This window comes from Streptomyces griseobrunneus (genome assembly GCF_046713465.1).
Lineage (GTDB): Bacteria > Actinomycetota > Actinomycetes > Streptomycetales > Streptomycetaceae > Streptomyces > Streptomyces microflavus.
Map to the genome: position 1 here is coordinate 1,647,602 of NZ_CP177080.1, position 24,725 is coordinate 1,672,326.

Below are 24,725 nucleotides of genomic sequence, written 5' to 3' on the forward strand. Positions count from 1 at the left end.
GTCAGCGGCGTCGGAGGGTGAGCGCGCTGCGCTTCTCCGGCTGCGGACGGCTGGCCCAGAGGGTGCGTACGTGCTCCAGGTGGTGGCGCATCAGGGCCTCCGCCGCCTCTGCGTCCTGGGCGATCATCAGGTCGAGCAGCGTCACGTGCTCCTCCGCGGAGTCGACGAGCACCCCGGCCTCGTCGAGCTCGGTGAGACCGTACAGCCGGGACCGCTTGCGGAGGTCGCCGACGACCGAGACGAGGTGGCGGTTCCCGCCGAGGGCGAGCAGGTCGAGGTGGAAGCGGCGGTCGGCGTCCAGGTAGCCGATGAGGTCGTGCCCCCGGGCCGCCGTCACGATGGCCTCGGCGCCGGGGCGCAGGGCTTCGAGCTGCTCCCGGGTCGCGGTCCGGACCACCTTGCCGACGGTGGGGACCTCGATGAGCGTACGGATCTCCGTGTACTCGTCCAGGTCCTGTTCGGTCATCTCCGTCACCCGGAAGCCCTTGTTCCGTACGGCCTCGACCAGCCCTTCATGGGCGAGGTCGAGCATCGCCTCCCGGACCGGTGTGGGCGAGACGCCGAACTCGGCGGCGAGGGCGGGGGCCGAGTAGACGCCACCGGGCTTGATCTCCCCCGCGATGAGCGCGGCACGCAGCGCGTGGGCCACCTGGTCGCGCAGGTTCTCGGTGGGGGACACGAGCTTGCGCGACTGCAGGGTGACCACGGCGTCCTCCGGGACTTCGGGCGTCTTCGCTACGGAACCGTCGGCCCCACGAGGAGGCGTCGGTGCAATGTCACGTTACCCGAAGGGAGTTCACCTCCGGAGGGGGTCGGGGCCGACGTCCTTCACAGCAGGAAGCCGTCCGGGAACGGGTCGCTCGGGTCGTGGTGGAACTGCGAGGTGCCCGTGATCCAGGCGCGTCCGGTGATCGTCGGGACGACCGCCGGCTCCCCCGCCACCCGGCACTCCTCCACGAGCCGGCCGGTGAACGACGTACCCAGGAAGGACTCGTTGACGAAGTCGCGGTGCAAGGGCAGTTCGCCCCGGGTGTGGAGCTGGGCCATGCGTGCGGAGGTGCCGGTGCCGCAGGGCGACCGGTCGAACCAGCCCGGGTGGATGGCCATGGCGTGGCGGGAGTGCGCGGCGGTCGAGCCGGGGGCCAGGAGCTGGACGTGATGGCAGCCGGTGATCGACGTGTCCTCCGGGTGGACGGGCGGGTCCGTGGCGTTGACGGCGGCCATCATGTCCAGCCCGGCCCGCAGGATGTCGTCCTTGCGTGCCCGGTCGAAGGGCAGGCCCAGGCGGTCGAGGGGGAGGATCGCGTAGAAGTTGCCGCCGTAGGCGAGGTCGTAGGTGACCGTGCCGTACCCGGGGACCTCGACACGGCGGTCCAGGGCGACGGTGAACGAGGGCACGTTGCGCAGGGTCACGGCGGTGGCGGCCCCGTCCTCGACCCGGACCTCGGCGACCACCAGCCCGGCGGGGGTGTCGAGCCGGACCGTGGTCACGGGCTCGGTGACGGTCACCATCCCGGTCTCCACGAGCACGGTGGCGACGCCGATGGTGCCGTGCCCGCACATCGGCAGCAGCCCCGACACCTCGATGAACAGCACGCCCCAGTCCGCGTCGGGCCGGGTGGGCGGCTGGAGGATCGCCCCGCTCATCGCCGCGTGGCCGCGCGGCTCGTACATCAGCCAGGTCCGGAGGTGGTCGAGGTGCTCCTGGAAGTAGGTGCGCCTCTCCCCCATGGTGGCTCCGGGTACGGTCCCGATGCCGCCGGTGACCACTCGGGTCGGCATGCCCTCGGTGTGGGAGTCCACGGTGTGGATGATGCGGCGGCTGCGCACAGCTCTGCTCCTTCGTCATGGTGGGACGGGATGTATCCGATGCCTCAGTCCAGGCCCTCGGCGAGCAGCTTCTCGGTCAACGCCCGCACGGTCGCCTCGTCCTGGGAGGAGAGCGGGGTACGGGGAGGCCGGCAGGGTCCGCCGCTCCCGTCGGCCACCACGTCCTGGGACACCTTGATCGCCTGGACGAACTCGGTCCTGGAGTCCCAGCGCAGCAGCGGGTGCAGACGCCGGTACAGCGGTACGGCGGTGTCCAGGTCACCGGCGACCGCCGCGCGGTTAGAGAGCGGTGCAGGAGCCGGGGAGCGCGTTGGGGAATCCGGCGATCCAGCCGACGGCCCCGGCCACGGCCAGTTCCAGCAGGACGTCATCGGCACCGATCAGCAGGTCGAGCCCGGGGGCGCGCTCGGCGATCTCCCAGGCCCGGCGCACATCACCGGTGAACTCCTTCACGGCGACGATGTCCCCCGCCTCGTGGAGCTGCGCCAGCAAGGCGGGGGTGAGGTCTACCCGGGTGTCGTAAGGGTTGTTGTAGGCGACCACGGGCAGCCCGGCGCGGGCCGCCTCGGCGTAGTGGGCGCGTACGGCGGCCTCGTCGGCCCGGTAGACGTTGGGCGGCAGCAGCAGCACCGAGCCCGCCCCGGCCTGCGCCGCCTCCTCGGCTCAGCGCCGGGCCTCCGCACTCCCGTAGGCGGAGACGCCCGGCATCACCCGGGCCCCGTCGCCAGCCGCCTCGACGGCGGTCTCGACGACCCGGCGGCGCTCGTCGTCGGTGAGGGTCTGGTACTCGCCGAGGGACCCGTTCGGGACGACGCCGTCGCAGCCCGCGTCGATGAGCGAGCGGACGTGGCCGGCGAAGGCGTCGAGGTCGACGGAGAGGTCGTCGCGGAACGGCAGCGCGGTGGCGACCATGACGCCGTGCCAGGGGTGGGTGCGGGTGCGGGGCATCGGCGAACTCCTTGGGTCGGAGGCGGGGTCGGGCTGAGGCCGGCGGGAAGCTGGGAGGTCAGAGGGCTGGTGTGCCTGGGGTGGTGGCAGGGCCGGGGTCGGTACCGGGACCGGTGGCCGGAGCGGACTCCGCGAGGTCCTGGAGCGACACCGGGCAGGAGAGCGGCCGGCGTGCGGGGGCGAGAGGGGCGGAGCCGTCGCCACCGGCCGCGAGGCAGGTGACGGCCGTCTCGCACAGGCGCCCCTGGCACCAGCCCATCCCGGCCCGGGTGAGCAGCTTGGCGCTCCGCACGTCCCGGGCCCCCAACTCGTGCGCCTGCCGCAGTTCATGGGCGGTGACCTCCTCGCAGCGGCAGACCTCGGTGTCCTGGGTGACCCACTGCGGCCAGTGGACGCCGGGGCGGTGGACCGAGGCCATGAGGTCGGCGAAGCGGCGTTGCCGGGCGGTGGCCGCGCGCGATCCGGCGTTGCGCCCGCCGCCATGGAGGGCGGCCGCCACGCTCAGGGCTGCCGACCGGCCCTCCAGCAGCGCGAGTTCGACGCCCCCGATGCCGGTCGGTTCACCTGCCGCCCACAACCCCGCGATGTCGGTGCGCTGTTGGCCGTCGACCTCGACGGCGGGTGTCCCGTCCGGTGCGGTGCGCAGTGTGCAGCCGAGAGCGACGGCCAGTTCGAGCTGGGGGACGAGCCCGTGGCCGACGGCGAGCGCGTCGCAGGCGATCCGCACTTCGGTCCCGGCCACCGGCCGCCATTCCCGGTCGAGGGTGGCGAGGGTGACCGCCTCGACCCGGTCCGTACCGTGCGCCCGGACGACCGCGCTGCGGGTGCGCGGCCGGATCCGGTACCGCAGGAGATCCGCCGCGAGCCGGGCTCCCTCCACCGCCTTCGCCGGGTTGCGGGCGAGCACACCGAGACGGCCGGCATAGCCGGTGTACGAGGCGGCCTCGGCCAGCACCGGGATGCCGGCGCCCGCCTCCGCCAGGGAGACGGCGACCGCGAGCAGGAGCGGTCCGCTGCCGGCCACGACGATGCGCCGGCCGGGGAGCGCGCCGGAGTCCTTGAGGATCGCCTGGGCACCTCCGGCGGCGACCACCCCGGGCAGGGTCCAGCCGGGAAAGGGGAGTTGGCGTTCGTAGGCGCCTGTGGCCAGCAGGAGGCAGCGGGCTCTCGTGATCCTTATGCCGTCTGCGGGTGTGGGGGCGGCCGGTGCGCCCTCGGCCCGTGCGCCGTCGACCGGGACGTGGCGGAGTGTCCAGCGTTCGGGGTCCGCCGCCGGGCCGCCGCCTTCGGCCGTCCAGACGTGGCGGCGCGGGAGGTGGGTGATCCTGCCTCCGCGCACGTGTGCCGCCAGGCGGGCGGACAGCGCGGCGAAGGTGGCCCGCTTGTGGTGGACGGGCTTCCCTTGTGGGGCGAGCCCGGGGGCGGCATGGCGGAAGTACTGGCCGCCCGGGCGTTCCGAGGCGTCGATCAGGACGACGTCCAGGCCGCTGTCGGCCGCGGTGACGGCGGCGGCCAGGCCTGCGGGCCCGGCGCCGATGACCGCCAGGTCGTATCCGCCCGGCGCCGGGGCCGGGGCCGGGGCCGTACTGTCCGCCGTACGGTCGAGCGGGGTTGCCCTGCCCGACGTACCGCCGGGCGCCGAGCCCCTGCTCCCCCGCGTGCCGTCAGCTGCCGAGCTCGTCACGCCCGTGCCCTTCCTGCGAGATGACCGTTTCACCCTCCGACACCCTTACGAGGCAAGCGCGTTGACCGGGTGCACCGTTGACGACGACCAGGCAGTCGAAGCAGACGCCCATCCCGCAGAACGCCCCTCGCGGCCGTCCGCCGACGCGGGTGGTGCGCCAGGCGACGATGCCGTGGTCCCACAGGGCGCCCGCGATGCTCTGCCCCTGGCGGGCGGCTACGGCGCGGCCGTCGAAGGCGAAGCGGACGGGCCCGGCCTCGGCGGGTGGTTCGGCTCGGTGTCGCATGGACCGCTCTTCCCTTCTCTCGTAAGGGAACCCGGGAACCCGGGTACGCGAATGCGCGCGTGCCGGAAGGTCAGTTGCCGTTCCGTGGAGACACACCGGCGGGTTCGGCCAACCGGCCCGGGTCGAAGGGGCCGACGTCGAAATCCGTTGCCCCACCGGTCAGTTGCCGGGCGATGGCCAGCCCGGTCGCCGGGGCGAGGCCGATCCCGGCGCCCTCGTGGCCGCAGGCGTGGTAGAGGCCGGGTACGTACGGGTCGGGGCCGATGGCCGGCAGGTGGTCGGGCAGGTACGGGCGGAAGCCGCAGTAGACCCGGAGAACGCGCACCTGCGCCAGCACCGGGAGGAGGCCGGTCGCGGCGGCGGCCAGGCGGTGGACGGCCTCGGCCGAGATACGGCGGTCGAACCCCACCCGTTCCCGGCTCGCGCCGATGAGGACGGGCCCGGCGGGGGTGCCCTCCACGACCGGCGAGGTCTGCAGCCCGGCGTCCCCGCTCGCCACGTCGGCGACGTACCCCGCCGCGTAGACCTTGTGCCGGACCAGCGGGGGCAGAGGCTCGGTGACGAGGACGAAGCCCCGTCGCGGCTGGACGGGGAGGTAGGAGCCCGCGAGCTCCGCGATCCGGCCCGCCCAGGTGCCCGCCGCGTTCACGACCGCTCCGGTCAGGAGCCGGCGGCGCGCGGTGCGCACCCCGCTCACCCGGCCTTCCGGGGTGGTCGTGACGGCCGTGACCTCCTCCCCCAGGAGGAGCCGCGCCCCCGCGCGCCCCGCACACTCCAGCAGGCGGGCGGCGGCCCGGGCGGGCTGCACCTGGGCGTCCTCGGGGTAGTGGAACCCTCCGGCGAGGCCGGGCGCGAGGTGGGGCTCCCGGTCGTGAAGGCCGCCGGGACCGACCTCCTCCACGGTGACACCGGACCGGGCCTGCGCGGCGGCGAACTCACTTAACGCTGAAAGCTGTTCACCGTCCTCCGCGACGACGAGACCACCCTTGGCCTCGAACTCGATGTCAGTGGGTAGGACTTGTGCGAGGTCACTCCAGAGCCGGAGCGACGCACGGGCCAACTCCAGCTCCGGACCGGGCTCCTTGTCGGAGACGAGGAGGTTTCCCTCACCCGCTCCGCTTGTGCCGCCCGCGACCGGCCCCCGGTCGACCACGGCCACGGACAGACCGGCCTGAGCGGCGTAGTAGGCGCACGCGGCACCGACGACTCCGGCGCCGATCACGACGAGATCCACGGACTCTCCCTTGAGCACGTCAGTAACATGTCACATGGCTCAGAGCCTGCCAAGACCCCGTCCCGGCCCGCTTCCGACCCGCTTCCGACCCGCCGACGACCCGCTCCCCCCGGGCGGGAGCGGGTCGTCGGCGTCAGAAGTGCCGGGCTCCCCAGGGTCAGTACTCTGCGGAGACCACGAGCCCCGACACCGCCTGTTCAGCGGCGATCGAGACGTAGTTCCACCCCGGAGTGGGGTTGTTCACGGTCACCGACTCGGAGTTGCCGGGCTTGGCGGACCGGTGGGTGAAGTCGGTCTTCGACGGCCAGGAACCGGCCCGGTGGTACAGGTCGGCGTTGCCCGTTCCGCCGTGGGTGCTGATGCGCAACTTCGTTGTTCCGGAAGGGACATACAGGGTGAGGTAGGCGTAGTCGCCGGCGCGGGCCGAGACGCCGGACCGTGCGCAGTTGCGGTCGAGCCGGGTCTGCTCGGGAAGGGTGCACTCGGGCAGGTCCGGCGGATCGGTCGGGTCGGTGGGGTCCGTGGCCTCTCCGCAGTCGCCTGCGGCGCAGGCGGTGAGCCAGGCGTTCCAGCCGGCGTCGTAGCGGGTGCCGATGGTGGTCTTGAGGTGGGTGCGGGCCGCGTTCCAGTTCCCGGCGCGGTAGTGGCGGAGGACGGTGTCCAGGTCCGCGCGGTGGGACTGGAGCAGGTAGCGGACCGCGAGGTAGCCCCAGCGGTAGACGCGTGTGCTGTCGCTGTTGTCGTAGGTGGTGTCGAACAGGGTGCTCAGCGGGTAAGTGCGCTTGCCCGCCTCGGCGATGGCCGCGTCGTAGGTGAGTTGGCGGTACGAGTAGGAGACGTACTCCGCGAACCCCTCGACCCACCAGACGGTCGGGGTGGTCATGCCGTCGGCGAAGTCACCGGCCATGGTGAAGCGGCCGTCGAGGTAGTGGGTGTACTCGTGGTTGAGGTTCCAGATCTGGAAGTCCGGCCTCAGCCACTCGGCCTCGTAGGCGATGAAGCGGGGCTGGTTGCCTGCGGCGGAGGGGTCGCCCTCCAGGTACATGCCGCCGTTGTTCGTGTCGATGCCGAACATGGCGCCCGCGTAGGTCCCGTAGTCGTCGCTGGAGTTGTAGACGACCACTTCGAGGCGGGTGTTGAGGTCGCCGGCCACCGGTCCTGCGTCACGGGCGATGTCATGGAAGAAGGCATCCTGGCCCGCCAGGCTGGTACAGGTGGAGGCGAGTTGGGCGGCGGACATCTCCTGGGCGCGGATGCGCAGGCTGCCGCTGCAGTCGTGCCGGACCGGCAGCGCGGCCCTGTCGAGGCGGTCGGGGAGGTCGCAGGTCGCGAAGTAGGCGCAGTTGCCCGCGTCGTAGTAGTTGGCCGACTCGGCAAGCCCCACCCACAGGGGTGCCGTCGCCCCGGTGATGGACGTCCGGTCGAGCAGCCCCTTGACCTGCGGGCGGACCGTGGGGCGCAGCGCCTCGTACGGCAGGAAGCGGGCGAGTTCGCGGCCCGCGTTGGTGACGAGGAAGGCGTGCTCGGTGCCGAGCAGGGCGAGGTTGCGGGAGGCGAAGGAGTGGACCGTGTCGGCCGTGGACCGGTCCGCCGTGACCGCCGTGACGAACGCGGGGAGTTGGTGTCCCCGGAAGAGCACGGTGAAGGTGTTGTTCACGGCGGCCCGCATGTTCCAGAGGGCGTTGTACGAGGTGTCGTAGCCGGTGAGCAGCCGCCGGACCACATCGAGGTAGCGGGCGTTCTCCTGGGAGCTGTCGATGAGGATGACGGCTTCGGAGAGTGTCTCGCCGTTGGCGTCGGTCACGTCGCGGGAGCGGGGCGAGGCGAAGAACCCGTCGAGCGCGGACCGTATCGCGGTGGTGAGCGCCGGTCCGTAAGAGCCGACGACCGGCTCGTTGTACCACTGCACGTAGTACCCGGCCCTCAGATACAGCACCAACTGGGGTACGCCGGTGGTCCCGTTGCCCGGATAGGCGGCCGAGGCGTCGCGCAGCGCGTACGACACCGTCGCCATCTGCGCCTCACGGAACGCCAGGCGCGCGTTCTCGCCGGTGAGGCCGAACAGCGTGTTGACGCACTCCGTGGCGGACGCCTTGATCTGCTGGACGAGGGCGCTGCCGGTACGCGAGGTGAAGTCCGCCGGATCGCAGGCGGCGGCAGCGGTGGCGGACCCTTCCGCAGGCTGGTCGTAGTCCCGCCTGAACGCCGCGTCGGACGCGGGGGCCGGGCCCCGCTCGTCGACGGGCAGCGCCGAGGCCCGTACGTGGTCGGGTTCGGGCGCAGCGTCCGGCAGGTGGGACGCGGCGGGCGGGATCTCCGCGCCACCGCCGTCCACCGGGTCCGTGACGGACGCCGGGGGGCGCGGAGCGGAAGCGAACGACGGGGTGCTGAACGAGGTCGTACCCAGGCACATGCAGAGCGCCAACGCGGCTAAGGTCGCGGCGCGTCTGCGCATCGATGCCGGTTTCACCAGCTGCCTCCTCTTAAGGCTCACCCGGGACGGGTGTGGGGGATGAGGGTGGGTGGGGATGGCGGAGCGGCACCTCGCACATCGATGCTGCTGACATGGACACGCAAGGTGCTGTGCGACAGTACAATTTCACACAGCACTAGCTTTGAGAAGGCACCCGGCGCGACTTTCGGCCCGGGGGGACACGACGATGGCCCCCGCTGAACGTGTCAGCGGGGGCCATCGTCATAACGGCGTCGGATCAGGCGCTCAGGTCGCCGTCCTTCACAGCGGCGACGAACGACGACCAGCCGGCGGCCGCGAAGGTGAGCGCGGGGCCTTGGGGGTTCTTGCTGTCCCGGACCGGAACGACCCGGGCGAAGTCGTCGGCAACCTCAAGGCACTGGCCGCCGTCCTGGTTGCTGTAGCTGCTCTTGCGCCAAGTGGCTGCGTTCAGATCAAGGGCTCGCACGTACTTCCTCCAGGATGCGCAGAATGAATCTCCGCGACTCGGCCGGCGAAAGAGCCAGGTCGCGCACCGAATCGTACGCACGTTGCAGCCGCTCAACCGTTACAGAGTCCTCGATGAGTTCGCCCCTGTACCCGTTCTCGGCATACGCCACGGTACGCCCATCGGGCAAGCGCAGGAACATGACGTCAGCGTTGGTGAGACCGTGCAAGCCCGCACTGAACGGTGCTACCTGCAGGGTTACGTCATCCCGTTCGCCGACCTCCAACAGATACTCCAACTGCTGCTTCCACCCCTGCGGACCGCGCAGCGACGTCCGCAGCACGGCCTCCGACAGGATGGTCCGGAACTGCGGCGCATCCTCGCCGGCAAGCAGCTCTCGCCGCCCCATCCGCGCGTCGACCTGCTGGTCCAGCGCTTCCCCCTTGAGCCCACCGGCCGACAACACCTCCCGTGCGTACGCAGGTGTCTGCAACAGCCCCGGCAGCACGCTCACCGCGAAGTGCCACAGGCTCACCGCCTCGGCCTCCAGCGCCATGTACCGCCGGTACCGCTCCTTGAACTGCGTCTTGTCGCTGACGGCCAGCTCCCAGAGCGCCAGCAGCAGCCCCGGCGTCCCGTAGTGGACGTCCAGCGCCTGGACCACCTCCGGGCCGCCGACCGTCTCGCCCTTCTCCATCTTGCCGAACAGCGACCAGTCCCAGCCCAGCCGGTCGCCCAGCTGCCGCAGGCTGTGGCCGCGCGCCGTGCGCAGGAGCCGTAGCTCCTCCGCGAAGCGCGCTCGTGGTTCCCTGCTGCGGCCCGTGACCGCTCGCCTCGTCGGCATCGCGTCCTCCGTGGAACGTGTGGAACGTGGTTCTCCCGGCCGGGAAGCTGCTCCCGGCTCCGGCCGGATCGCACCCCTGGCCAGGCCATTCTCGTAATGAGCCCCTCACGCACGGTAGTTCAGGACGTGCGGCCGGGGCGCCCCTTCCGTCCAACATCCAGCCGAAGGAGGACGTCATGACGTCCAGGCCGCCCCTCCCCCGCCGTACACCGCAGAGTGCCGCCCCCAACTCCGGGGCCGCCAAAGTGAAGGAGGCGCTGGACGCGCGGGACGCACTCGCCGCAGCCCTCACCCGGGCCGGTATCCAGCTTCCCGCCATGGACGTCCGCACCCCGTGGGCCGACACCGTCCCCGAGGACGCCCCGGCCGCCGCGCCGGACGGCGAGGCCTCGGAGCGTTCGGGCGAGATCCGGTACGCCCTCGTGCACCTCGGGGTCTGCTCCGCCCCCGTGGCCCACGCGTTGGCGACCGCCATCACGAACGGGCTGGCCGGGTGAGGGAGGACGGTGGCCCGGCGGTCGGGGCGGCCGTCCACGACAGCGGGTCCGACCGGGTGGGGGTGGTGCTCGGCCACCAGGGCGCCCACCTCCGGCTCGGCCCGCTCGGGGGTGGGCGCGCGTGGGAGGCGGACCCCGCCGACGTACGGCCGCTCAGCCGCGCCGAACTGCTGAGCGCCCAGCTCGCCGAGGTGAACGCCCGCAGCCGGAGCCCGCTCTGACGTCAGCCGCAGGACTCCCTCGTGGGCTGCCGGCGTCCGGGAGCCGGGGAGCCGGGGAGCTCGCCCATGGGGGCGCTGCCCTGTTCGAGCAGCCGCCGCTGGGAGAGGAGGTAGCCCAGCTCGGCCCTGCTGCGGCTGCCCAGCGCCTCGGAGACCTTGCGGATGTGGGTGGACACGGTGCGGGCGCTCATGCCCAGCCGGGACGCGATGGATTCGTCCGTGTGGCCGGTGACGACCATGCGGAGCACGGTCCTGCGGACCGAGCTGGTGAGCAGGTCGGGGCGGTGCCGTTCGATGCTGATGGCGACGGGCTCGGCACGCTCCCACGCATGATCGAACATCTTGGCCAGAAACTCGATCACCCCCGGGTCACGGAGAGCCAGCGCGGTGCTCTTGCGTTCCGCGGTCCCCGGGATGAAGGCGACCGAGCGGTCACAGACGATGACGCGCTCGAAGATCTCATCCACGGTACGGACCTGGGCGCCTTCGGCGAGGACCTGTTCGATGTAGGCCAGGGTGGGAGCGTGCGACCGTACGCTGTGCTGATAGAGAGTGCGCTGCCGTACGCCCTTCCCCAGCAGAGCAAGATCGCGGGGCAACGCCTCGGCGAGCAGCGCGGGCGACCGGCCGCCGCCGGGCTGCGCGGTCAGCAACTCCTCCTTGCAGGATCCGACGGCCTTCCGGAGCGCCTCACCGATCACCTCCTCACCGCTCAGCGGCTCGATGGGCAGCTCCGCCCGGCGCTGGACCTTTCGATAGACGGCTTCCGCCGCCAGGAAGGATGAATGCAGGACTTCCAGGGTTTTTCGGCGCTCTTCGATGTCACGCTCGATATGACGCGCAAGTTGAGATTCGGCGATTTTGGGGGGAACAGGCACGTACACGGCCCGTCCGCCGGGCAGCGGCCTCAGGAGCCCGGACCTGATGAGGCATCCGGGCACTTCACCGGATACCGTCCCCGCCTCCAGCGCCTCACGGTAGCGCCGCAGTCCCTCCTCGCACAGGCGCACCTCGGTAAGTGGCGTTATGTCAGGTTCTGGCGCCATCTGCTCATCCTTCGTGTTGCCGCAATGCGTGGTCAGGACGACAGGCAGGCTCGCATCGTCGCCGGAATATGCGAAAGGATGGCCGTGACGCAAAAAATGCGCCCGGACAAAAGCAGCAGTGGCACCTCACCCGGGCCGATTCACAGGAACTCGCCCGGGAAATTTCACAAACGGGAAACCCCCGCAGTGAAACATGGAAACAATCACATCGATAAGGTGATGGTATGTATCGGACCGTCAGCGCTGCGCATACTTGCTTTTCACGACGCGCACGCCGTGCACCACAGGAACGAAAAGACTCGGCCTGGGGCTGATGCACAAAAAGCGCAATCGGCATCATTCCCTATCCGGCCTTTTTCTCCTCGAAATTGACAGAGAAACGTCTCGCATCCTGAGACGGGCGGTGCGGCGGGCGCGCTCCCCAGGGAGCCCGGAGGCACCGCTTCAGTCCTGGGCGAGATCGTCCGGGGCCGACCTGGCGAGGTCGCCGAGGGTCGCGAGGGCCCGGGAGAGGGTCTCGGCGCCCGGCGAGGCGAGGCCCAGACGGATCGCGTGCGGCCCGCGGTGGCTCCGCCCGACGGAGAACGCGGCGGCCGGAGTCACCGCGATACCGTGCCGCGCCGCAGCGGCGACGAAGGTGTCGGCGCGCCACGGCCGCGGCAGCTCCCACCAGCGGTAGTACGACCCCGGGGCGCTACGGGTCACGAAGTCACCGAGGTGGCGCTCCGCGATCTCCTGCCGCTCCACGGCCTGCCGCTGCTTGGCCCGTACGAGAGCCTCCACGGCGCCGTCCGCCTGCCACTGGGCCATCGCCTCCAGGGGAAACCGCATGGGCGTCCAGCCACCCGAGCGCAGAGCGGCCGCGACCCCGGCCGAGACGGCGGCGGGGGCCACCGCGAACCCGAGGGACAGCCCCGGGGAGAGCCGTTTGGACAGACTGTCGACAAGGACCGTCCGCTCCGGCGCACGCGACGCGAGGGGCGGCAGATCGTCCCGGAGGAAAGCCCAGACGGCGTCCTCGATCGCATGGATCCCGCACGTCAGCAGCACATCGGCCAGGCGGTCCAGCCTGCCCGCGGACATGGTCAGCGACAGCGGGTTGTGCAGGACGGGCTGTACGTAGACGGCGTGCAGCGGCCCGGCCCGGTGCGCCTCCTCCACCGCTTCCGGAATGAGCCCGTCCGCGTCCATCGCCAGCGGCACGAGGGTGACGCCGAGCCGGGTGGCGATCGCCTTGAGCACCGGATAGGTCAGCTCCTCGACGCCCAGCCGCGCGCCCGGCCGGGTCAGCGCGGCGACGACCGCCGAGATCGCCTGGCGGCCGCTCCCGGCGAACAGGATCCGCGCCGGATCGGGGCGCCAGCCGCCCCGCGCGAGCAGGCCGGCCGCGGCATCGCGCGCGGCGGGGGTACCGGCCGCTCCGACCGGTCGCAGTACCGGCTCCAGACGGTCGGGCAGCAGCAGCCTGCCGAGACCGGCGGCGAGCAGCCCGGCCTGCTCGGGCACCACCGGGTAGTTGAGCTCCAGGTCGATCCGGCTGTCGGCGGGCTCGGACAGCGGGGGGGCGGCGGCCGCCGGGCCGGGGGCGTCGCAGACGAAGGTGCCGCGGCCCACATGGCCGACGGTGAAACCCCGGCGGGCGAGCTCCTGATAGACGCGGGTTGCCGTGGAATTGGCGATGCCGTACTTCCGGGCGAATTCCCGTTGGGCGGGGAGCCGTTCACCCGCCTTGAGCCGGCCCGCTCTGATCTCCTCCGCCACCGCGTCGGCGACGCTCCGGTAGTCCTTCACGAACCTCACCTCCCGTACCCATCACTCGTCGGCATCACCCGCCGACTCCCTCATCGACAGCGAAGCACAGCATTGCACCGAGTTCAATATTCCGTATTGAACCGAGGAAAGATTTGACCTTACACTCGAATTGCTCCGATGCCTGGCTCCGCAGGAGACCGGAAATGCACGGAGCCGACGACGGAACTGACCGCAGAACTGACCACGGAACTGAAGGCGGCGCACAGCAATGGTTGAGCTGACCGGAGTACTGGGAGTCGCGATGGTGGCCCTGGGGATGGTGCTCACCCCCGGACCGAACATGATCTATCTCGTCTCCCGGAGCATCACCCAGGGCCGGCGCGCCGGAGTCGTCTCCCTCGGCGGTGTCGCGGTGGGATTCCTGGTCTACCTGCTGGCGACGAACCTCGGCCTCTCGGTGGTCTTCATCGCGGTGCCCGAGCTGTACATCGCGGTGAAGCTGGCCGGCGCGGCGTACCTGGCCTACCTCGCCTGGACCGCCCTGAGGCCCGGGGGTGTCTCCGTCTTCGCCCCCCAGGACATGCCGCACGACTCCCCGCGCAAGCTCTTCACGATGGGGCTGATGACGAATCTGCTCAACCCGAAGATCGCCATCATGTACCTCTCGCTCATCCCGCAGTTCATCAACCTGGAGTCGGGGCATGTGCTGTTCCAGGGGTTCGTGCTCGGCTCCGTCCAGATCGTGGTGGCCCTCACGATCAACCTGAGCATCGTCCTGGCCGCCGGATCCATCGCCATCTTCCTCGCCCGCCGCCCCGGCTGGCTCAAGGTGCAGCGCTACATGATGGGAACGGCACTCGCCCTCCTGGCCGTCTCGGTCGCCCTGGACACCTCGATGCCTGCCAGTTCGAGCTGATCCCGTGCCGTCATCGCTGTGAGCTGCTCCGCGTGTTCTTGGAGGGAGCGGACGCCGACGTCGCCGTGGTTGAGGGCGTCGATGCCCTGGACGGCCGCGGCGAGGGCCTGGACGGTGGTGAGGCAGGGGACGGAGCGGGCGACGGCGGCGGTGCGGATCTCGTAACCGTCGAGCCGGCCGCCGGTGCCGTAAGGGGTGTTGACGATGAGGTCGACCTGCCCGTCATGGATGAGCTGGACGATCGTCTTCTCCCCGTTCGGCCCCTCCCCTTCGGACTGCTTGCGCACGACGGTGGCGTTGATCCCGTTGCGCTTGAGGACCTCGGCCGTCCCGGAGGTCGCCATCAGCTCGAAACCGTGGGCGACGAGCTCACGGGCCGGGAAGATCATCGAGCGCTTGTCCCGGTTCGCGACCGAGATGAACGCCCGCCCCTTGGTGGGCAGCGGCCCGTAGGCCCCGGCCTGCGACTTCGCATACGCCGTACCGAAGACGGAGTCGATGCCCATGACCTCACCGGTGGAGCGCATCTCCGGGCCCAGGACGGTATCGACGCCCCGGCCGTGGATGTCCCGGAAACGCGACCAGGGCATGACGGCCTCCTTGACGGAGATCGGCGCGTCCAGCGGCAGCGTCCCCCCGTCACCCGTCTTCGGCAGCAAACCCTCCGCCCGGAGTTCGGCGACGGTCGCACCCAGGGAGATACGGGCGGCAGCCTTCGCCAGCGGCACAGCGGTCGCCTTCGAGGTGAAGGGGACCGTGCGGGAGGCGCGCGGGTTGGCCTCCAGGACGTAGAGGATGTCCCCGGACAGCGCGAACTGGATGTTGATCAGCCCGAGCACACCGACACCCTTGGCGATGGCCTCGGTCGAGGCCCGCAGCCGCTTGATGTCGAACCCGCCCAACGTGATCGGCGGCAGGGCACAGGCCGAGTCGCCGGAGTGGATCCCGGCCTCCTCGATGTGCTCCATCACGCCGCCGAGGTACAGCTCCGTGCCGTCGTAGAGGGCGTCGACATCGATCTCGATCGCGTCATCGAGGAACCGGTCGACCAGGACCGGGCGGGTGGGGCTGATCTCGGTGGACTCGGCGATGTAGGACGCCAGGCGGGTCTCGTCGTAGACGATCTCCATACCCCGCCCGCCCAGAACGTAGGAGGGGCGGACCAGAACCGGGTAGCCGATCTCGTCCGCGATCGCCTTCGCCCCGGCAAAGGCGGTCGCCGTCCCGTGCTTCGGCGCCGGGAGCCCGGCCTCGGCCAGGACCTGGCCGAAAGCCCCACGGTCCTCGGCGGCGTGGATCGCCTCCGGGGAGGTCCCGACGATCGGGACCCCGTTGTCCTTCAGCGCCTGGGCGAGGCCGAGGGGAGTCTGGCCGCCGAGCTGCACAATCACCCCGGCGATCGGGCCCGCCAACGATTCGGCGTGGACGATCTCCAGGACGTCCTCCAGGGTGAGCGGCTCGAAGTACAGCCGGTCGGAGGTGTCGTAGTCCGTGGAGACCGTCTCCGGGTTGCAGTTGACCATCACCGTCTCGTACCCGGCGTCGGACAGCGCGAAGGAGGCGTGGACGCAGGAGTAGTCGAACTCGATGCCCTGCCCGATCCGGTTCGGACCCGAGCCCAGAATGATCACAGCCGGCTTCGTGCGGGGGGCGACCTCGGACTCCTCGTCGTAGGAGGAGTAGAAGTACGGCGTGTTCGCCGCGAACTCCGCCGCACACGTGTCAACCGTCTTGTAGACGGGACGGATCCCCAGCGCGTGGCGCACCTCGCGGACCACGTCCTCACGCAGGCCCCGGATCTCACCGATCTGCGCGTCCGAGAACCCGTGCCGCTTGGCCTCGGCCAGCAACTCAGGGCCGAGCTTGTCAGCAGCGGCCAGCTCGTCCGCGATCTCCTTGATCAGGAACAGCTGGTCCACGAACCACGGGTCGATCTTCGTCGCGTCGAAGACCTCCTCCTGCGTCGCCCCGGCCCGGATCGCCTGCATCACCGTGTTGATCCGGCCATCCGTCGGCCGGACCGCTTCCGCGAGGAGTTCGGCCTTGTCACCGACCTCACCGGTGAAGGCGAACTGCGAGCCCTTCTTCTCCAGCGAGCGCAACGCTTTCTGGAGGGCTTCGGTGAAGTTCCGGCCGATCGCCATCGCCTCGCCCACCGACTTCATGGTGGTCGTGAGGGTCGAGTCGGCGGAGGGGAACTTCTCGAACGCGAACCGCGGCGCCTTCACCACCACATAGTCGAGCGTCGGCTCGAACGAAGCCGGCGTCTTCTCCGTGATGTCGTTCGGAATCTCATCCAGCGTGTAGCCCACGGCCAGCTTCGCAGCGATCTTGGCGATCGGGAACCCCGTCGCCTTCGACGCCAAAGCGGAAGAGCGGGAGACACGCGGGTTCATCTCGATCACGATGACCCGCCCGTCGGTGGGGTCGATCGCGAACTGGATATTGCAGCCACCGGTGTCGACACCCACCTCACGGATGATCGCGATCCCGACATCCCGCAGCCGCTGATACTCCCGGTCGGTGAGGGTCATGGCGGGGGCGACGGTGATGGAGTCGCCGGTGTGGACACCCATCGGGTCGAAGTTCTCGATCGAGCAGACGACCACCACATTGTCGTTGCGGTCCCGCATCAGCTCCAGCTCGTACTCCTTCCACCCCAGAATCGACTCCTCCAGGAGCACCTCGGTGGTCGGAGACAGAGTCAGACCCTGGCCGGCGATACGGCGCAGCTCCTCCTCGTCGTGAGCGAAACCGGAACCCGCACCGCCCATCGTGAACGAGGGGCGCACGACAACCGGGTAGCCACCGAGGGTGTCCACCCCGGCGATGACGTCGTCCATGGTGTGGCAGATGACCGAGCGGGCGGACTCCCCGTACCCGATCTTCGCCTTCACCGCCTCGACGACACCCTTGAACAGCTCGCGGTCCTCACCCTTGTTGATCGCCTCGACATTCGCACCGATCAGCTCGACCCCGTACTTCTCCAGCACACCGTTGTCATGCATGGAGATCGCCGTGTTCAGCGCCGTCTGACCACCCAGAGTCGGGAGCAGAGCGTCGGGGCGCTCCTTCGCGATGATCTTCTCCACGAACTCCGGGGTGATCGGCTCCACATACGTGGCATCCGCGATCTCGGGGTCGGTCATGATCGTGGCCGGGTTGGAGTTCACCAGGATGACCCGCAGGCCCTCCGCCTTCAGAACACGGCAGGCCTGGGTCCCGGAATAGTCGAACTCGGCAGCCTGACCGATGACGATCGGACCCGAGCCGATGACCAGGACGGACTGGATATCGGAGCGCTTAGGCACGCTGGCCCTCCATCAGAGAAACGAAACGATCGAACAGGTACGCGGCGTCATGCGGACCGGCCGCCGCCTCAGGGTGGTACTGAACACTGAACGCCGGCCGGTCCAGCAGCTGGAGACCCTCCACCACCTGGTCGTTCAGGCACACGTGGGAAACCTCGGCACGCCCGAACGGGGTCTCCGAGACCTGGTCCAGCGGCGCATCCACAGCGAAGCCGTGGTTGTGTGCCGTGACCTCGACCTTGCCCGTGGTGCGGTCCTGCACCGGCTGATTGATCCCCCGGTGCCCATACTTCAACTTGTACGTACCAAAACCCAGCGCCCGGCCCAGGATCTGATTGCCGAAGCAGATACCGAACAACGGAGTCGACCGCTCCAGAACACCCCGCATCAGGGCGACCGGATGATCGGCCGTCGACGGGTCACCGGGACCGTTGGAGAAGAACACACCATCCGGCTGGACCGCGTACACCTCCTCCAGCGTCGCCGTCGCGGGCAGCACATGCACCTCAATGCCACGCTCCGCCATCCGGCGCGGCGTCATCCCCTTGATCCCCAGGTCCACCGCCGCGACCGTGAACCTCTTCGTCCCGATCGCCGGAACGACGTACGCCTCCTTCGTCGCCACCTCGGCAGACAGGTCCGCACCCACCATCTGAGGAGCCCGCTGGACGCGGGCCAGCAGCGCAGCCTCGTCGGCCAGCGCCTCGCCGGAGAAGATCCCGACCCGCATCGCACCCCGCTCCCGCAGATGACGGGTCAACGCACGCGTGTCGACACCACTGATCCCGACCACCCCCTGCGCCACCAGCTCCTCATCCAACGACCGCCGCGAACGCCAGTTGGACGGCTTACGCGCAGGATCACGGACCACATACCCCGACACCCAGATACGCGCCGACTCCGGATCCTCGTCATTCACCCCGGTGTTCCCGACATGCGGAGCCGTCATCACCACCACCTGACGGTGGTACGACGGATCGGTCAGCGTCTCCTGATAACCGGTCATGCCCGTCGAGAACACCGCCTCCCCGAAGGTCTCCCCCAAAGCCCCGTAAGCACGGCCACGAAACGCACGGCCGTCCTCCAGGACGAGCACCGCAGGCAGGACGAGTACGGCGGGCGGTCCTCCGCTGCTCCCGCCCGTCATCGATCCAGTCCGCAGGCCACACGTGCTCCGCGTTCCGGGACGCACTCCAGGCGGAACTGGGCCGCCGTCCTGAGGATGGCCTTCTCCACGTCACCGCTCGATCCGCCGCGGAACCGGAACCGGGCGCCCACGTGCTCGTACCCGCCCACGCGCGGGACCACCTGGCCCACGGCCGGGACCACCAGGGCGTAGGGGCCCTCGTCGGGGGTCGGCGGTTCGGGGAGTTCCCAGGCAGTCACGCGGCAGGGGGCCGGTACGGGTGAGGGCACCAGCAGCCAGCCTCCCGTACGCCACACCTCCGGTACGGGCAGCTCCGGGCGCCGGCCGAGCTGGACGTCGGCGGCGGCCCGGGCGAGGTCGATGCCGTGCACCTCCCGCCAGACGAACGGGATCTCCGCCCCGCCGACCCGGTAGCCCGCCTCCAGGAACTGGATGGAGGGTGAGCCGTCGGCCGACGTACCGACGAACGCCTCCAGGTGGAATACCCACGGGTCCGGGCCGAGTGCCCTCGAGACCCGTGAAGTGAACTCGCCCAAAGTAGTGAGGAGTTCGGGGTCGTCGACCTCCACCGAGCCGAGGGCCTCGCCCTGGGTGAAGTCCACGCAGGTGTTGACGTAGCGGGAGGCTCGCCAGGGGCCCAGCTCCTCGCCGGTCCAGAGGCCGTCGATGTGGAAGATCGGGTCGGCGCAGAACTGCTGCACCAGACGCGGTTCCGGGGGCGATGTGCGCAGCAGCGGCAGGTCGGCCTCCGAGTCGAGGCGTACGACGCCCCGGCTGGCGGTGCCCCGGCGCGGCTTGACCACGACCGGCCAGCCGTGGTCCTCGGCGAAGGCCAGGACTGCGGCCTCGTCGGGGGCGTCCGCGAAGGCGGGGGCCGGTATCCCGGCCTCGGCGGTGACCTGGTTCATCGTGAGTTTGTCGCGGAAGCGGGCCAGGGGGCCGGAGGTCTGGCCGGCGCAGCCCAGTCGCTCGCGGACGAGTGCGGCGGTGTCGAGGTCGCCCTCGTTGAGGGCGACCACCCGCTCGGGCACACCGAAGTGGGTCCGCAGTTCGGTGACCGCGCGCCAGACGGCGTCGAGGTCGTCGGTGGCCGGGACGGTACGGGCGGCTGCCGCGGCACCGGGCACGGAGTCGAGCGCCAGCTCCGTGGTGACGTAGGTGACCCGGTGGGCGCGGTGGTCGACGTAGTCCTCGTAGTGGGCGTGGCGGTCGCGCCAGCGGTGGATGACGACGATGTGTTTGCCGTGTTCGCTCATGCCTGATCGGCTCCGGCGGCCGACATGTCCCGGACCCGGCCCACCGCGAAGGTCGCGGAGACCACGGCGGCCCGGGCCGAGCCGAGTGCGCCGCGCGCCGCGTCCAGGTCGCCGTCGGGGAGCTGGCCCACGATGTCGGTGGCGCAGTCGATCAGGTGCAGTGCGGCGCGGGCGAGGGGCTGCTCACTGCTGTACCGCTCCTCGACCAGCCGGCGGACGGTGTGCAACTGGGCGACGGGGTCCGGCCTGGACCCCTCCGCCACGACGGGGCAAATGATCGTGTTCATGGGTGAGTCCATCCCAGGAGACAAGAGACAGGAGACAGGAGCAGAGGGAAAGGGGGCCGTACCCAGGCCGGGTGGCCGGGACCGTGGTTCGGGGTCCCGGCCACCCGGGCAGGCGGCGCACTGGGTGGAACGGGGCCGGAAGGCAGCGCCGGTGTCAGCTCGTCTTGAAGCGGATGCGGTCGTTGGTCGCGTCGCACTTGGCCACGGCGTCGTCCGCGTCGCGACCGGAGGCGATGACGTACCCGGAGACGCAGTCGGCGACGGTCAGCAGCGGGGGCACGGTCTCGCCGACGCTCTTGCCGATCACCGCCGCCACCTCCGTGTCCGTGAACTCGTCCAGGTACGGCAGGAAGACGTACTGCTTCTCGTCCCTGGGGACCCGGCGGATCGCGTCGGCCGCGTCGTCGTCCACCTCGACCGCGTCGATGGTGCCCGGCTCCGGCGTGAAGAACCTGACCGCGGCGCCGCCCAGCGGCTCGGGCGAGGTCTGCGGCAGCTCGTCGATGCCGAGCGGGACCGTGAGGAACATCCGGTTGAGGTTGAGTCCGAAGGCGCGGCGGACCAGTTCGGGTGCGCCGCTGCCGGCCAGGCGGGCGTGCGATTCGAGGACGCGCGGGCCCTTCGGGGTGAGGACGAACTCGCTGTGCGAAGGACCTTCGGTGAGGCCCACCGCGTCGAGCAACTTCGGTGTCAGCTCACGGAGTTCGGCGAGCCACGGAGTGGCGTACCGGCTGGGGGTGCTGACCTCCCACTCTACGTACCGGTCGTTCATGCGGTACTCGGAGTAGCCGATGGTGAGGTGGCGGCCCGCGTGCGAGAAGGAGTCGACGCTGACGACGGGGCCGTCCAGGTACTCCTCAGCGATGACGGTCGCGATGTCGGCCTCCTGGAGCGCCTGCCAGGCCTTCGCGGCGTCCTCGGGTCCGTCAACGGGGTGGATGTGCAGGCTGGCGACGCCGTCCACCGGCTTGACGATGATCCGGTCACCGACCTCGGCCCGGAACGCGGCGATCTCCTCGGCGCTGTTCACCATGCGGTAGCGGACGGGGCTGATGCCGTGCTCGTCCAGCAGCTGCCGGGTGAGCGCCTTGTCCTTGAGGGCGCGGGCGGTGAACTCGGTGACGCCGGGCAGGCCGAGGGCGTCCACGACGAAGCCGGTGGACTCGGCGGCCGGTTCGGTGGTGGTGAGGACGCGGTCGAAGGGCCGCTCGGCGTGCAGCGGCTTCAGGAGTTCGAGGATGGCGGGGCCGTCGTCCAGGGAGCCGTGGATGATGCGCTCGCAGTGCTGGGCGACGGCCACGTCGTAGGCGCCCTCCTCGTGGACGAGGACGACGTCGATGCCGAGTTCCTTGGCTCCCGTGACCGGTGCCGGCCGGCCGCCGATGACTGCCACGCGGTACTTGCCCATGGGGTTCCCTTCGAAGTGGTGTGTGCGGTGGGTGCGGGTGGGCGGAGAATCGGAACGTTCTCCAGGTCAGGCGGCGTAGCAGCGGCGGAGCCAGCGGGCCGTCGTGTTCGGATGCGGGGTGAACGCCTTGCGGCGGTGCAGCACACGGAGGTTGTCGAAGATCATGAAGTCGCCCGGCTGCAGGATCAGATCGGCCGACGGGATGTCCAGCAGGACCGCTCGCCAACGTTCCAGCGCCTGCTGGGCGGCGGGGGTGAGACCGGTCGTGGTCCCCCGGTCGTAGCGGGCGCGGTGTCGGCCGTCCGGTCCGGACTCCAGGACCGGGGTCTTCACCAGCGGGCCGATCGTCCCGCCGTCGTTGGAGTCGGGTGCGCCCACCTCGAACTCCGGCCCGGTGAGCACGGACCGGGACTCCTCGTCGAGCCGCACGACGACGTCGTCGAGGGCCGCGATCTCGGTGGGGATGCGCTCCTCGTTGCGTATGGCGAAGAAGGTGAGGTAGGGCGGTGTGTAGAGCCGGGGGTCCGATCCGGGCGGGCCGAACGGCTGGTGCGGGTTGTCGGAGTGCCAGAAGAACTCCGAGTCGGCCCCCCAGGAGCTGGTGGTTCCGGAGGCCGCCGGGTTGGGCACCACATTGCGGATGAGCCGGCCGTCGTTCTCGTAACTCACCGCGAACGGCGTGCATCCGAGCAGCCGGATCAGCCCCAGGTGGATCGCGTTGGTCACGGCGAGTTCGCTCTCGTCGGCGAATCCGGTGACCGGGGTGGCGGGGAAGTCCTGGGTGGGCAGGTTGGACAGGAGCAGCGCGTGGGAACCCGCCGCCGTGAACACCTGGCTGCCCTGGAGGATGTCACCGGGCAGATGGCGCCGCAGCGCGTACGCGCCGATGGAGCCGAGGATGGCGTCGTCGAGGTCGGAATCGAGGCTGGTCTCCGATACCCGGGCCGAGATCTCCTTGCGCAACAGGTCCCGGGCGCTGTCCTCGACTCGGTACCGGGCGAACTGGAGCAAGCTGGTCATCGTCTGTCTCCGTTAGGTCGGTTGCACGCCCTCGTTGCATCGCTCAGCGAGCCGGTGACGGGGCTGGCGCGTTCCAGTACGTGTCGGCGCGCCGGTTCCAGCGGCGTGCCAGGGGGTCGCCGGTCAGTCGGCCGAGCAGGCCGATCGGCGTCACGACGAGGTAGTAGGTGATGAGGAGCAGGAAGGTACGCATGGACGTTCGGTCCGTTTCTCGTGGCGGCGGGGAGGGCCCTCGGCCCGGGGGAACCAGCAGGCGTCCGGGGGGGGGAGGCTCAGTCCAGGGGGATCTCGTCGCGCCAGTCGGACGCTTCCTGCCATGCGGGCTGGTCGCTCTTCTCCAGCAGGAAGTTGCCGAGCGCCAGCATGTCGATGTCGGTCCGCATGAAGCAGGTGTAGGCCTCCTGCGGGGAGTTGACGATCGGCTCGCCGCGTACGTTGAACGAGGTGTTGACCAGCACCGGGCAGCCGGTGAGGGACTTGAAGGCGGTCAGCAGCCGGTGGTAGGCCGGGTTGCTGTGGCCGGTCACCGTCTGCACGCGCGCCGAGTGGTCGACGTGGGTGACGGCGGGGATGGTGGAGCGCCGCACCTTGAGCAGGTCGAGCCCCGAGGCTCCGCCGTCCTGGGCCTCCAGCCGCTGGGCGGCGGCGACTTGGGAGACCACGAGCATGTACGGGCTCTCCTGCGGCAGGTCGAAGTAGTCCTTGGCGTCCTCGGCCAGGACGGCCGGCGCGAACGGGCGGAAGGACTCCCGGAACTTGATCTTGAGGTTCATCGCCGACTGCATGTCCGGGTTGCGCGGGTCCCCGATGATGGACCGGGCGCCGAGTGCGCGGGGGCCGAACTCCATGCGCCCCTGGAACCAGCCGGCGATCTTCCCCTGGGCCAGCCCGTCCGCGACCTGCGCGGCCAGGGTGTCGCTGTCGAGCCGCCGGTACGGGATGGAGTGCGCGTCCAGGTAGGCGGCGATCTCCTCGTCACCGTAGGCGGGGCCGAGCAGGGAACCGCTCATCGCGTCGTGTCCCGTCGTCACGTGGTCGCGCCGGGCCCCTCGTTCCATCGCGACGGCCTGGGCCGCGCCGAGGGCTCCCCCGGCGTCACCGGCGGCGGGCTGGACCCACACCTCGTCGAAGATCCCGGCGTCGATCACCTTGCCGTTGGCCACGCAGTTGAGCGCGACACCGCCGGCCATGCAGAGCCGGGACTCCCCCGTGCGCTCGCGCGCCGTCCGGGCGAGCCGGAGCACCGCCTCCTCGGTCACGGCCTGTACCGAGGCCGCGAGGTCGAACTCCCGCTCGGTGAGCGGGGTTTCGGAGGTGCGGCGCGGTCCGCCGAAGAGCTTCTCGAAGCCGCGTCCGGTCATGACCTGGCCGCGCAGGTACTCGAAGTAGCGCATGTCCAGGCGGAAGGAGCCGTCGGGCTTGAGGTCGATGAGCTTCTCGCGGATGAGGTCGGCGTAGCGCGGTTTGCCGTAGGGCGCGAGGCCCATGAGCTTGTACTCGCCGGAGTCGACCTTGAAGCCGCAGAAGTAGGTGAAGGCGGAGTAGAGCAGGCCGAGCGAGTGGGGGAAGCGGATTTCGGAGACGGGTCGGAGGTCGGTGCCCCGGCCGTGCCACAGGGTGGTCGTGGCCCATTCGCCGACGCCGTCGATGCAGAGCACGGCGGCGGACTCGTAGGGGCTCGGGAAGAAGGCGGAGACCGCGTGCGACTCGTGGTGACGGCGTACGGAGAGCTCGGGCACCCGGCCCCGGCCCAGTGCGGCGAGTTCGGCGCGCACGGTCTCGTCCGTGTGCAGCTTGCCGCCGCGGCCGAGCCAGGTGGGCAGGGTGTCACGGAAGGAGGCGAAGCCGGTGGGCGCGGCGCCGGCGAAGGTCGCCAGCACCCGGCGGAACTTCAGCCGGGGGTCCTCGTAGTAGGCGACGGCGGAGACGTCGTCCAGGCTCACGCCCTGCTCGTCGAGGCAGTACTCGACCGCGCGGGAGGGGAACGAGGGGTCGTGCCGCCGCCTGGTGAAACGTTCCTCTTGGGCGGCGGCCACGGGAACGCCGTCGGCGATCAGGGCGGCGGCGCTGTCGTGGTAGAAGGCGGAGACTCCGAGAATGAGGTCAGACACCGCTGCGTTCCTCCGGCTGGGTTCGGA

At 70.4% G+C, this 24,725-nt stretch carries 21 protein-coding genes and 1 pseudogene; 3 read left to right on the top strand and 19 right to left on the bottom strand.

Translation table 11 applies throughout. From position 1 onward, the window contains the following. Position 1: 1 nt before the first annotated feature. From ACK8N7_RS07320 to ACK8N7_RS07360, 9 genes and pseudogenes are all read right to left on the bottom strand, one after another. Positions 2–706: a GntR family transcriptional regulator gene (locus ACK8N7_RS07320; protein ID WP_403211583.1), complete on the bottom strand. Its 705-nt coding sequence runs from the start codon at positions 704–706 to the stop codon at positions 2–4. Between the two features lie 122 nt (positions 707–828). Beyond that, entirely contained in the window at positions 829–1,830 is a 1,002-nt protein-coding gene (locus ACK8N7_RS07325; RefSeq protein WP_403211585.1) for a proline racemase family protein, read from the bottom strand. Positions 1,831–1,874: 44 nt separating this feature from the next. Further along, positions 1,875–2,778, bottom strand: a pseudogene (locus ACK8N7_RS07330) (dihydrodipicolinate synthase family protein). 58 nt (positions 2,779–2,836) lie between these two features. After that, the gene (locus ACK8N7_RS07335) at positions 2,837–4,462 is read right to left on the bottom strand and encodes an FAD/NAD(P)-dependent oxidoreductase (protein WP_500441569.1); all 1,626 of its coding nucleotides are present in this window, start codon (positions 4,460–4,462) and stop codon (positions 2,837–2,839) included. Then, positions 4,443–4,748: a (2Fe-2S)-binding protein gene (locus ACK8N7_RS07340; protein ID WP_500441571.1), complete on the bottom strand. Its 306-nt coding sequence runs from the start codon at positions 4,746–4,748 to the stop codon at positions 4,443–4,445. The genes ACK8N7_RS07335 and ACK8N7_RS07340 overlap by 20 nt, the downstream gene beginning before the upstream one ends. 70 nt (positions 4,749–4,818) lie before the next feature. Continuing rightward, on the bottom strand, positions 4,819–5,982 hold the full coding sequence (locus tag ACK8N7_RS07345) for an NAD(P)/FAD-dependent oxidoreductase (RefSeq protein ID WP_500441573.1): 1,164 nt from the start codon (positions 5,980–5,982) through the stop codon (positions 4,819–4,821). 157 nt (positions 5,983–6,139) lie between these two features. Then, positions 6,140–8,437, bottom strand: a complete 2,298-nt coding sequence (locus tag ACK8N7_RS07350; protein ID WP_403211636.1) for a M9 family metallopeptidase — start codon at positions 8,435–8,437, stop codon at positions 6,140–6,142. A 256-nt stretch (positions 8,438–8,693) separates the two neighbouring features. Further along, positions 8,694–8,903 (bottom strand): DUF397 domain-containing protein, encoded by a 210-nt coding sequence (locus ACK8N7_RS07355; protein WP_500441575.1) that lies wholly within the window; start codon positions 8,901–8,903, stop codon positions 8,694–8,696. Beyond that, positions 8,890–9,726, bottom strand: coding sequence for a helix-turn-helix domain-containing protein (locus tag ACK8N7_RS07360; RefSeq protein ID WP_500441577.1), 837 nt, complete (start codon positions 9,724–9,726; stop codon positions 8,890–8,892). Before ACK8N7_RS07360 ends, ACK8N7_RS07355 begins: the two co-directional genes overlap by 14 nt. A gap of 176 nt (positions 9,727–9,902) precedes the next feature. Between ACK8N7_RS07360 and ACK8N7_RS07365 the strand changes: the two genes are divergently transcribed. Then, positions 9,903–10,223, top strand: a complete 321-nt coding sequence (locus ACK8N7_RS07365) for a hypothetical protein (RefSeq protein WP_500441579.1) — start codon at positions 9,903–9,905, stop codon at positions 10,221–10,223. Further along, positions 10,220–10,444: a hypothetical protein gene (locus ACK8N7_RS07370; protein ID WP_500441580.1), complete on the top strand. Its 225-nt coding sequence runs from the start codon at positions 10,220–10,222 to the stop codon at positions 10,442–10,444. The genes ACK8N7_RS07365 and ACK8N7_RS07370 overlap by 4 nt, the downstream gene beginning before the upstream one ends. 2 nt (positions 10,445–10,446) lie before the next feature. On the opposite strand, the gene ACK8N7_RS07375 is transcribed toward ACK8N7_RS07370, so the two are convergent. Together ACK8N7_RS07375 and ACK8N7_RS07380 are read right to left on the bottom strand one after the other, a co-directional pair. After that, positions 10,447–11,490 carry a LuxR C-terminal-related transcriptional regulator gene (locus tag ACK8N7_RS07375; RefSeq protein ID WP_500441582.1) on the bottom strand — a complete coding sequence of 348 codons (1,044 nt, stop codon included), beginning with the start codon at positions 11,488–11,490 and terminating at the stop codon, positions 10,447–10,449. A 444-nt stretch (positions 11,491–11,934) separates the two neighbouring features. Further along, positions 11,935–13,281 carry an aminotransferase-like domain-containing protein gene (locus tag ACK8N7_RS07380; protein ID WP_403211605.1) on the bottom strand — a complete coding sequence of 449 codons (1,347 nt, stop codon included), beginning with the start codon at positions 13,279–13,281 and terminating at the stop codon, positions 11,935–11,937. A 229-nt stretch (positions 13,282–13,510) separates the two neighbouring features. On the opposite strand from ACK8N7_RS07380, the gene ACK8N7_RS07385 reads away from it, so the two are divergent. Beyond that, entirely contained in the window at positions 13,511–14,158 is a 648-nt protein-coding gene (locus ACK8N7_RS07385) for a LysE family translocator (RefSeq protein WP_031126948.1), read from the top strand. On the opposite strand, the gene carB is transcribed toward ACK8N7_RS07385, so the two are convergent. The 8 genes from carB to ACK8N7_RS07425 form a co-directional block, all read right to left on the bottom strand. Then, positions 14,080–17,469, bottom strand: a complete 3,390-nt coding sequence (gene carB, locus ACK8N7_RS07390; RefSeq protein WP_500441585.1) for a carbamoyl-phosphate synthase large subunit — start codon at positions 17,467–17,469, stop codon at positions 14,080–14,082. The genes ACK8N7_RS07385 and carB overlap by 79 nt on opposite strands. Then, positions 17,462–18,616: a glutamine-hydrolyzing carbamoyl-phosphate synthase small subunit gene (gene carA, locus ACK8N7_RS07395; RefSeq protein ID WP_500441587.1), complete on the bottom strand. Its 1,155-nt coding sequence runs from the start codon at positions 18,614–18,616 to the stop codon at positions 17,462–17,464. The genes carB and carA overlap by 8 nt, the downstream gene beginning before the upstream one ends. Then, on the bottom strand, positions 18,613–19,872 hold the full coding sequence (locus ACK8N7_RS07400; protein ID WP_403215605.1) for an ATP-grasp domain-containing protein: 1,260 nt from the start codon (positions 19,870–19,872) through the stop codon (positions 18,613–18,615). The genes carA and ACK8N7_RS07400 overlap by 4 nt, the downstream gene beginning before the upstream one ends. Then, positions 19,869–20,159 carry a hypothetical protein gene (locus ACK8N7_RS07405; protein WP_031125713.1) on the bottom strand — a complete coding sequence of 97 codons (291 nt, stop codon included), beginning with the start codon at positions 20,157–20,159 and terminating at the stop codon, positions 19,869–19,871. Before ACK8N7_RS07405 ends, ACK8N7_RS07400 begins: the two co-directional genes overlap by 4 nt. 154 nt (positions 20,160–20,313) lie before the next feature. Next, a complete protein-coding gene (locus tag ACK8N7_RS07410) occupies positions 20,314–21,567 on the bottom strand; it encodes an ATP-grasp domain-containing protein (RefSeq protein ID WP_403215609.1) in 1,254 nt (417 codons plus the stop codon). A 66-nt stretch (positions 21,568–21,633) separates the two neighbouring features. After that, positions 21,634–22,587 carry a TauD/TfdA family dioxygenase gene (locus tag ACK8N7_RS07415; RefSeq protein ID WP_500441590.1) on the bottom strand — a complete coding sequence of 318 codons (954 nt, stop codon included), beginning with the start codon at positions 22,585–22,587 and terminating at the stop codon, positions 21,634–21,636. A gap of 43 nt (positions 22,588–22,630) precedes the next feature. Beyond that, complete coding sequence (locus ACK8N7_RS07420; protein ID WP_403215613.1) at positions 22,631–22,780, bottom strand: hypothetical protein; 150 nt, start codon at positions 22,778–22,780, stop codon at positions 22,631–22,633. Positions 22,781–22,859: 79 nt separating this feature from the next. After that, on the bottom strand, positions 22,860–24,698 hold the full coding sequence (locus ACK8N7_RS07425) for a carbamoyltransferase family protein (protein WP_403215615.1): 1,839 nt from the start codon (positions 24,696–24,698) through the stop codon (positions 22,860–22,862). Positions 24,699–24,725: the final 27 nt, after the last annotated feature.

Excerpts from the sequence above, each read along its gene's own strand:
- ACK8N7_RS07360 (WP_500441577.1), bottom strand. The coding sequence starts at position 9,726 with ATGCCGACGAGGCGAGCGGTCACGGGCCGCAGCAGGGAACCACGAGCG.
- ACK8N7_RS07385 (WP_031126948.1), top strand. The coding sequence starts at position 13,511 with ATGGTTGAGCTGACCGGAGTACTGGGAGTCGCGATGGTGGCCCTGGGG.
- carA (WP_500441587.1), bottom strand. The coding sequence starts at position 18,616 with ATGACGGGCGGGAGCAGCGGAGGACCGCCCGCCGTACTCGTCCTGCCT.
- ACK8N7_RS07340 (WP_500441571.1), bottom strand. The coding sequence starts at position 4,748 with ATGCGACACCGAGCCGAACCACCCGCCGAGGCCGGGCCCGTCCGCTTC.
- ACK8N7_RS07410 (WP_403215609.1), bottom strand. The coding sequence starts at position 21,567 with ATGGGCAAGTACCGCGTGGCAGTCATCGGCGGCCGGCCGGCACCGGTC.
- ACK8N7_RS07350 (WP_403211636.1), bottom strand. The coding sequence starts at position 8,437 with ATGCGCAGACGCGCCGCGACCTTAGCCGCGTTGGCGCTCTGCATGTGC.
- ACK8N7_RS07405 (WP_031125713.1), bottom strand. The coding sequence starts at position 20,159 with ATGAACACGATCATTTGCCCCGTCGTGGCGGAGGGGTCCAGGCCGGAC.
- ACK8N7_RS07365 (WP_500441579.1), top strand. The coding sequence starts at position 9,903 with ATGACGTCCAGGCCGCCCCTCCCCCGCCGTACACCGCAGAGTGCCGCC.
- ACK8N7_RS07375 (WP_500441582.1), bottom strand. The coding sequence starts at position 11,490 with ATGGCGCCAGAACCTGACATAACGCCACTTACCGAGGTGCGCCTGTGC.
- ACK8N7_RS07420 (WP_403215613.1), bottom strand. The coding sequence starts at position 22,780 with ATGCGTACCTTCCTGCTCCTCATCACCTACTACCTCGTCGTGACGCCG.
- ACK8N7_RS07415 (WP_500441590.1), bottom strand. The coding sequence starts at position 22,587 with ATGACCAGCTTGCTCCAGTTCGCCCGGTACCGAGTCGAGGACAGCGCC.
- ACK8N7_RS07400 (WP_403215605.1), bottom strand. The coding sequence starts at position 19,872 with ATGAGCGAACACGGCAAACACATCGTCGTCATCCACCGCTGGCGCGAC.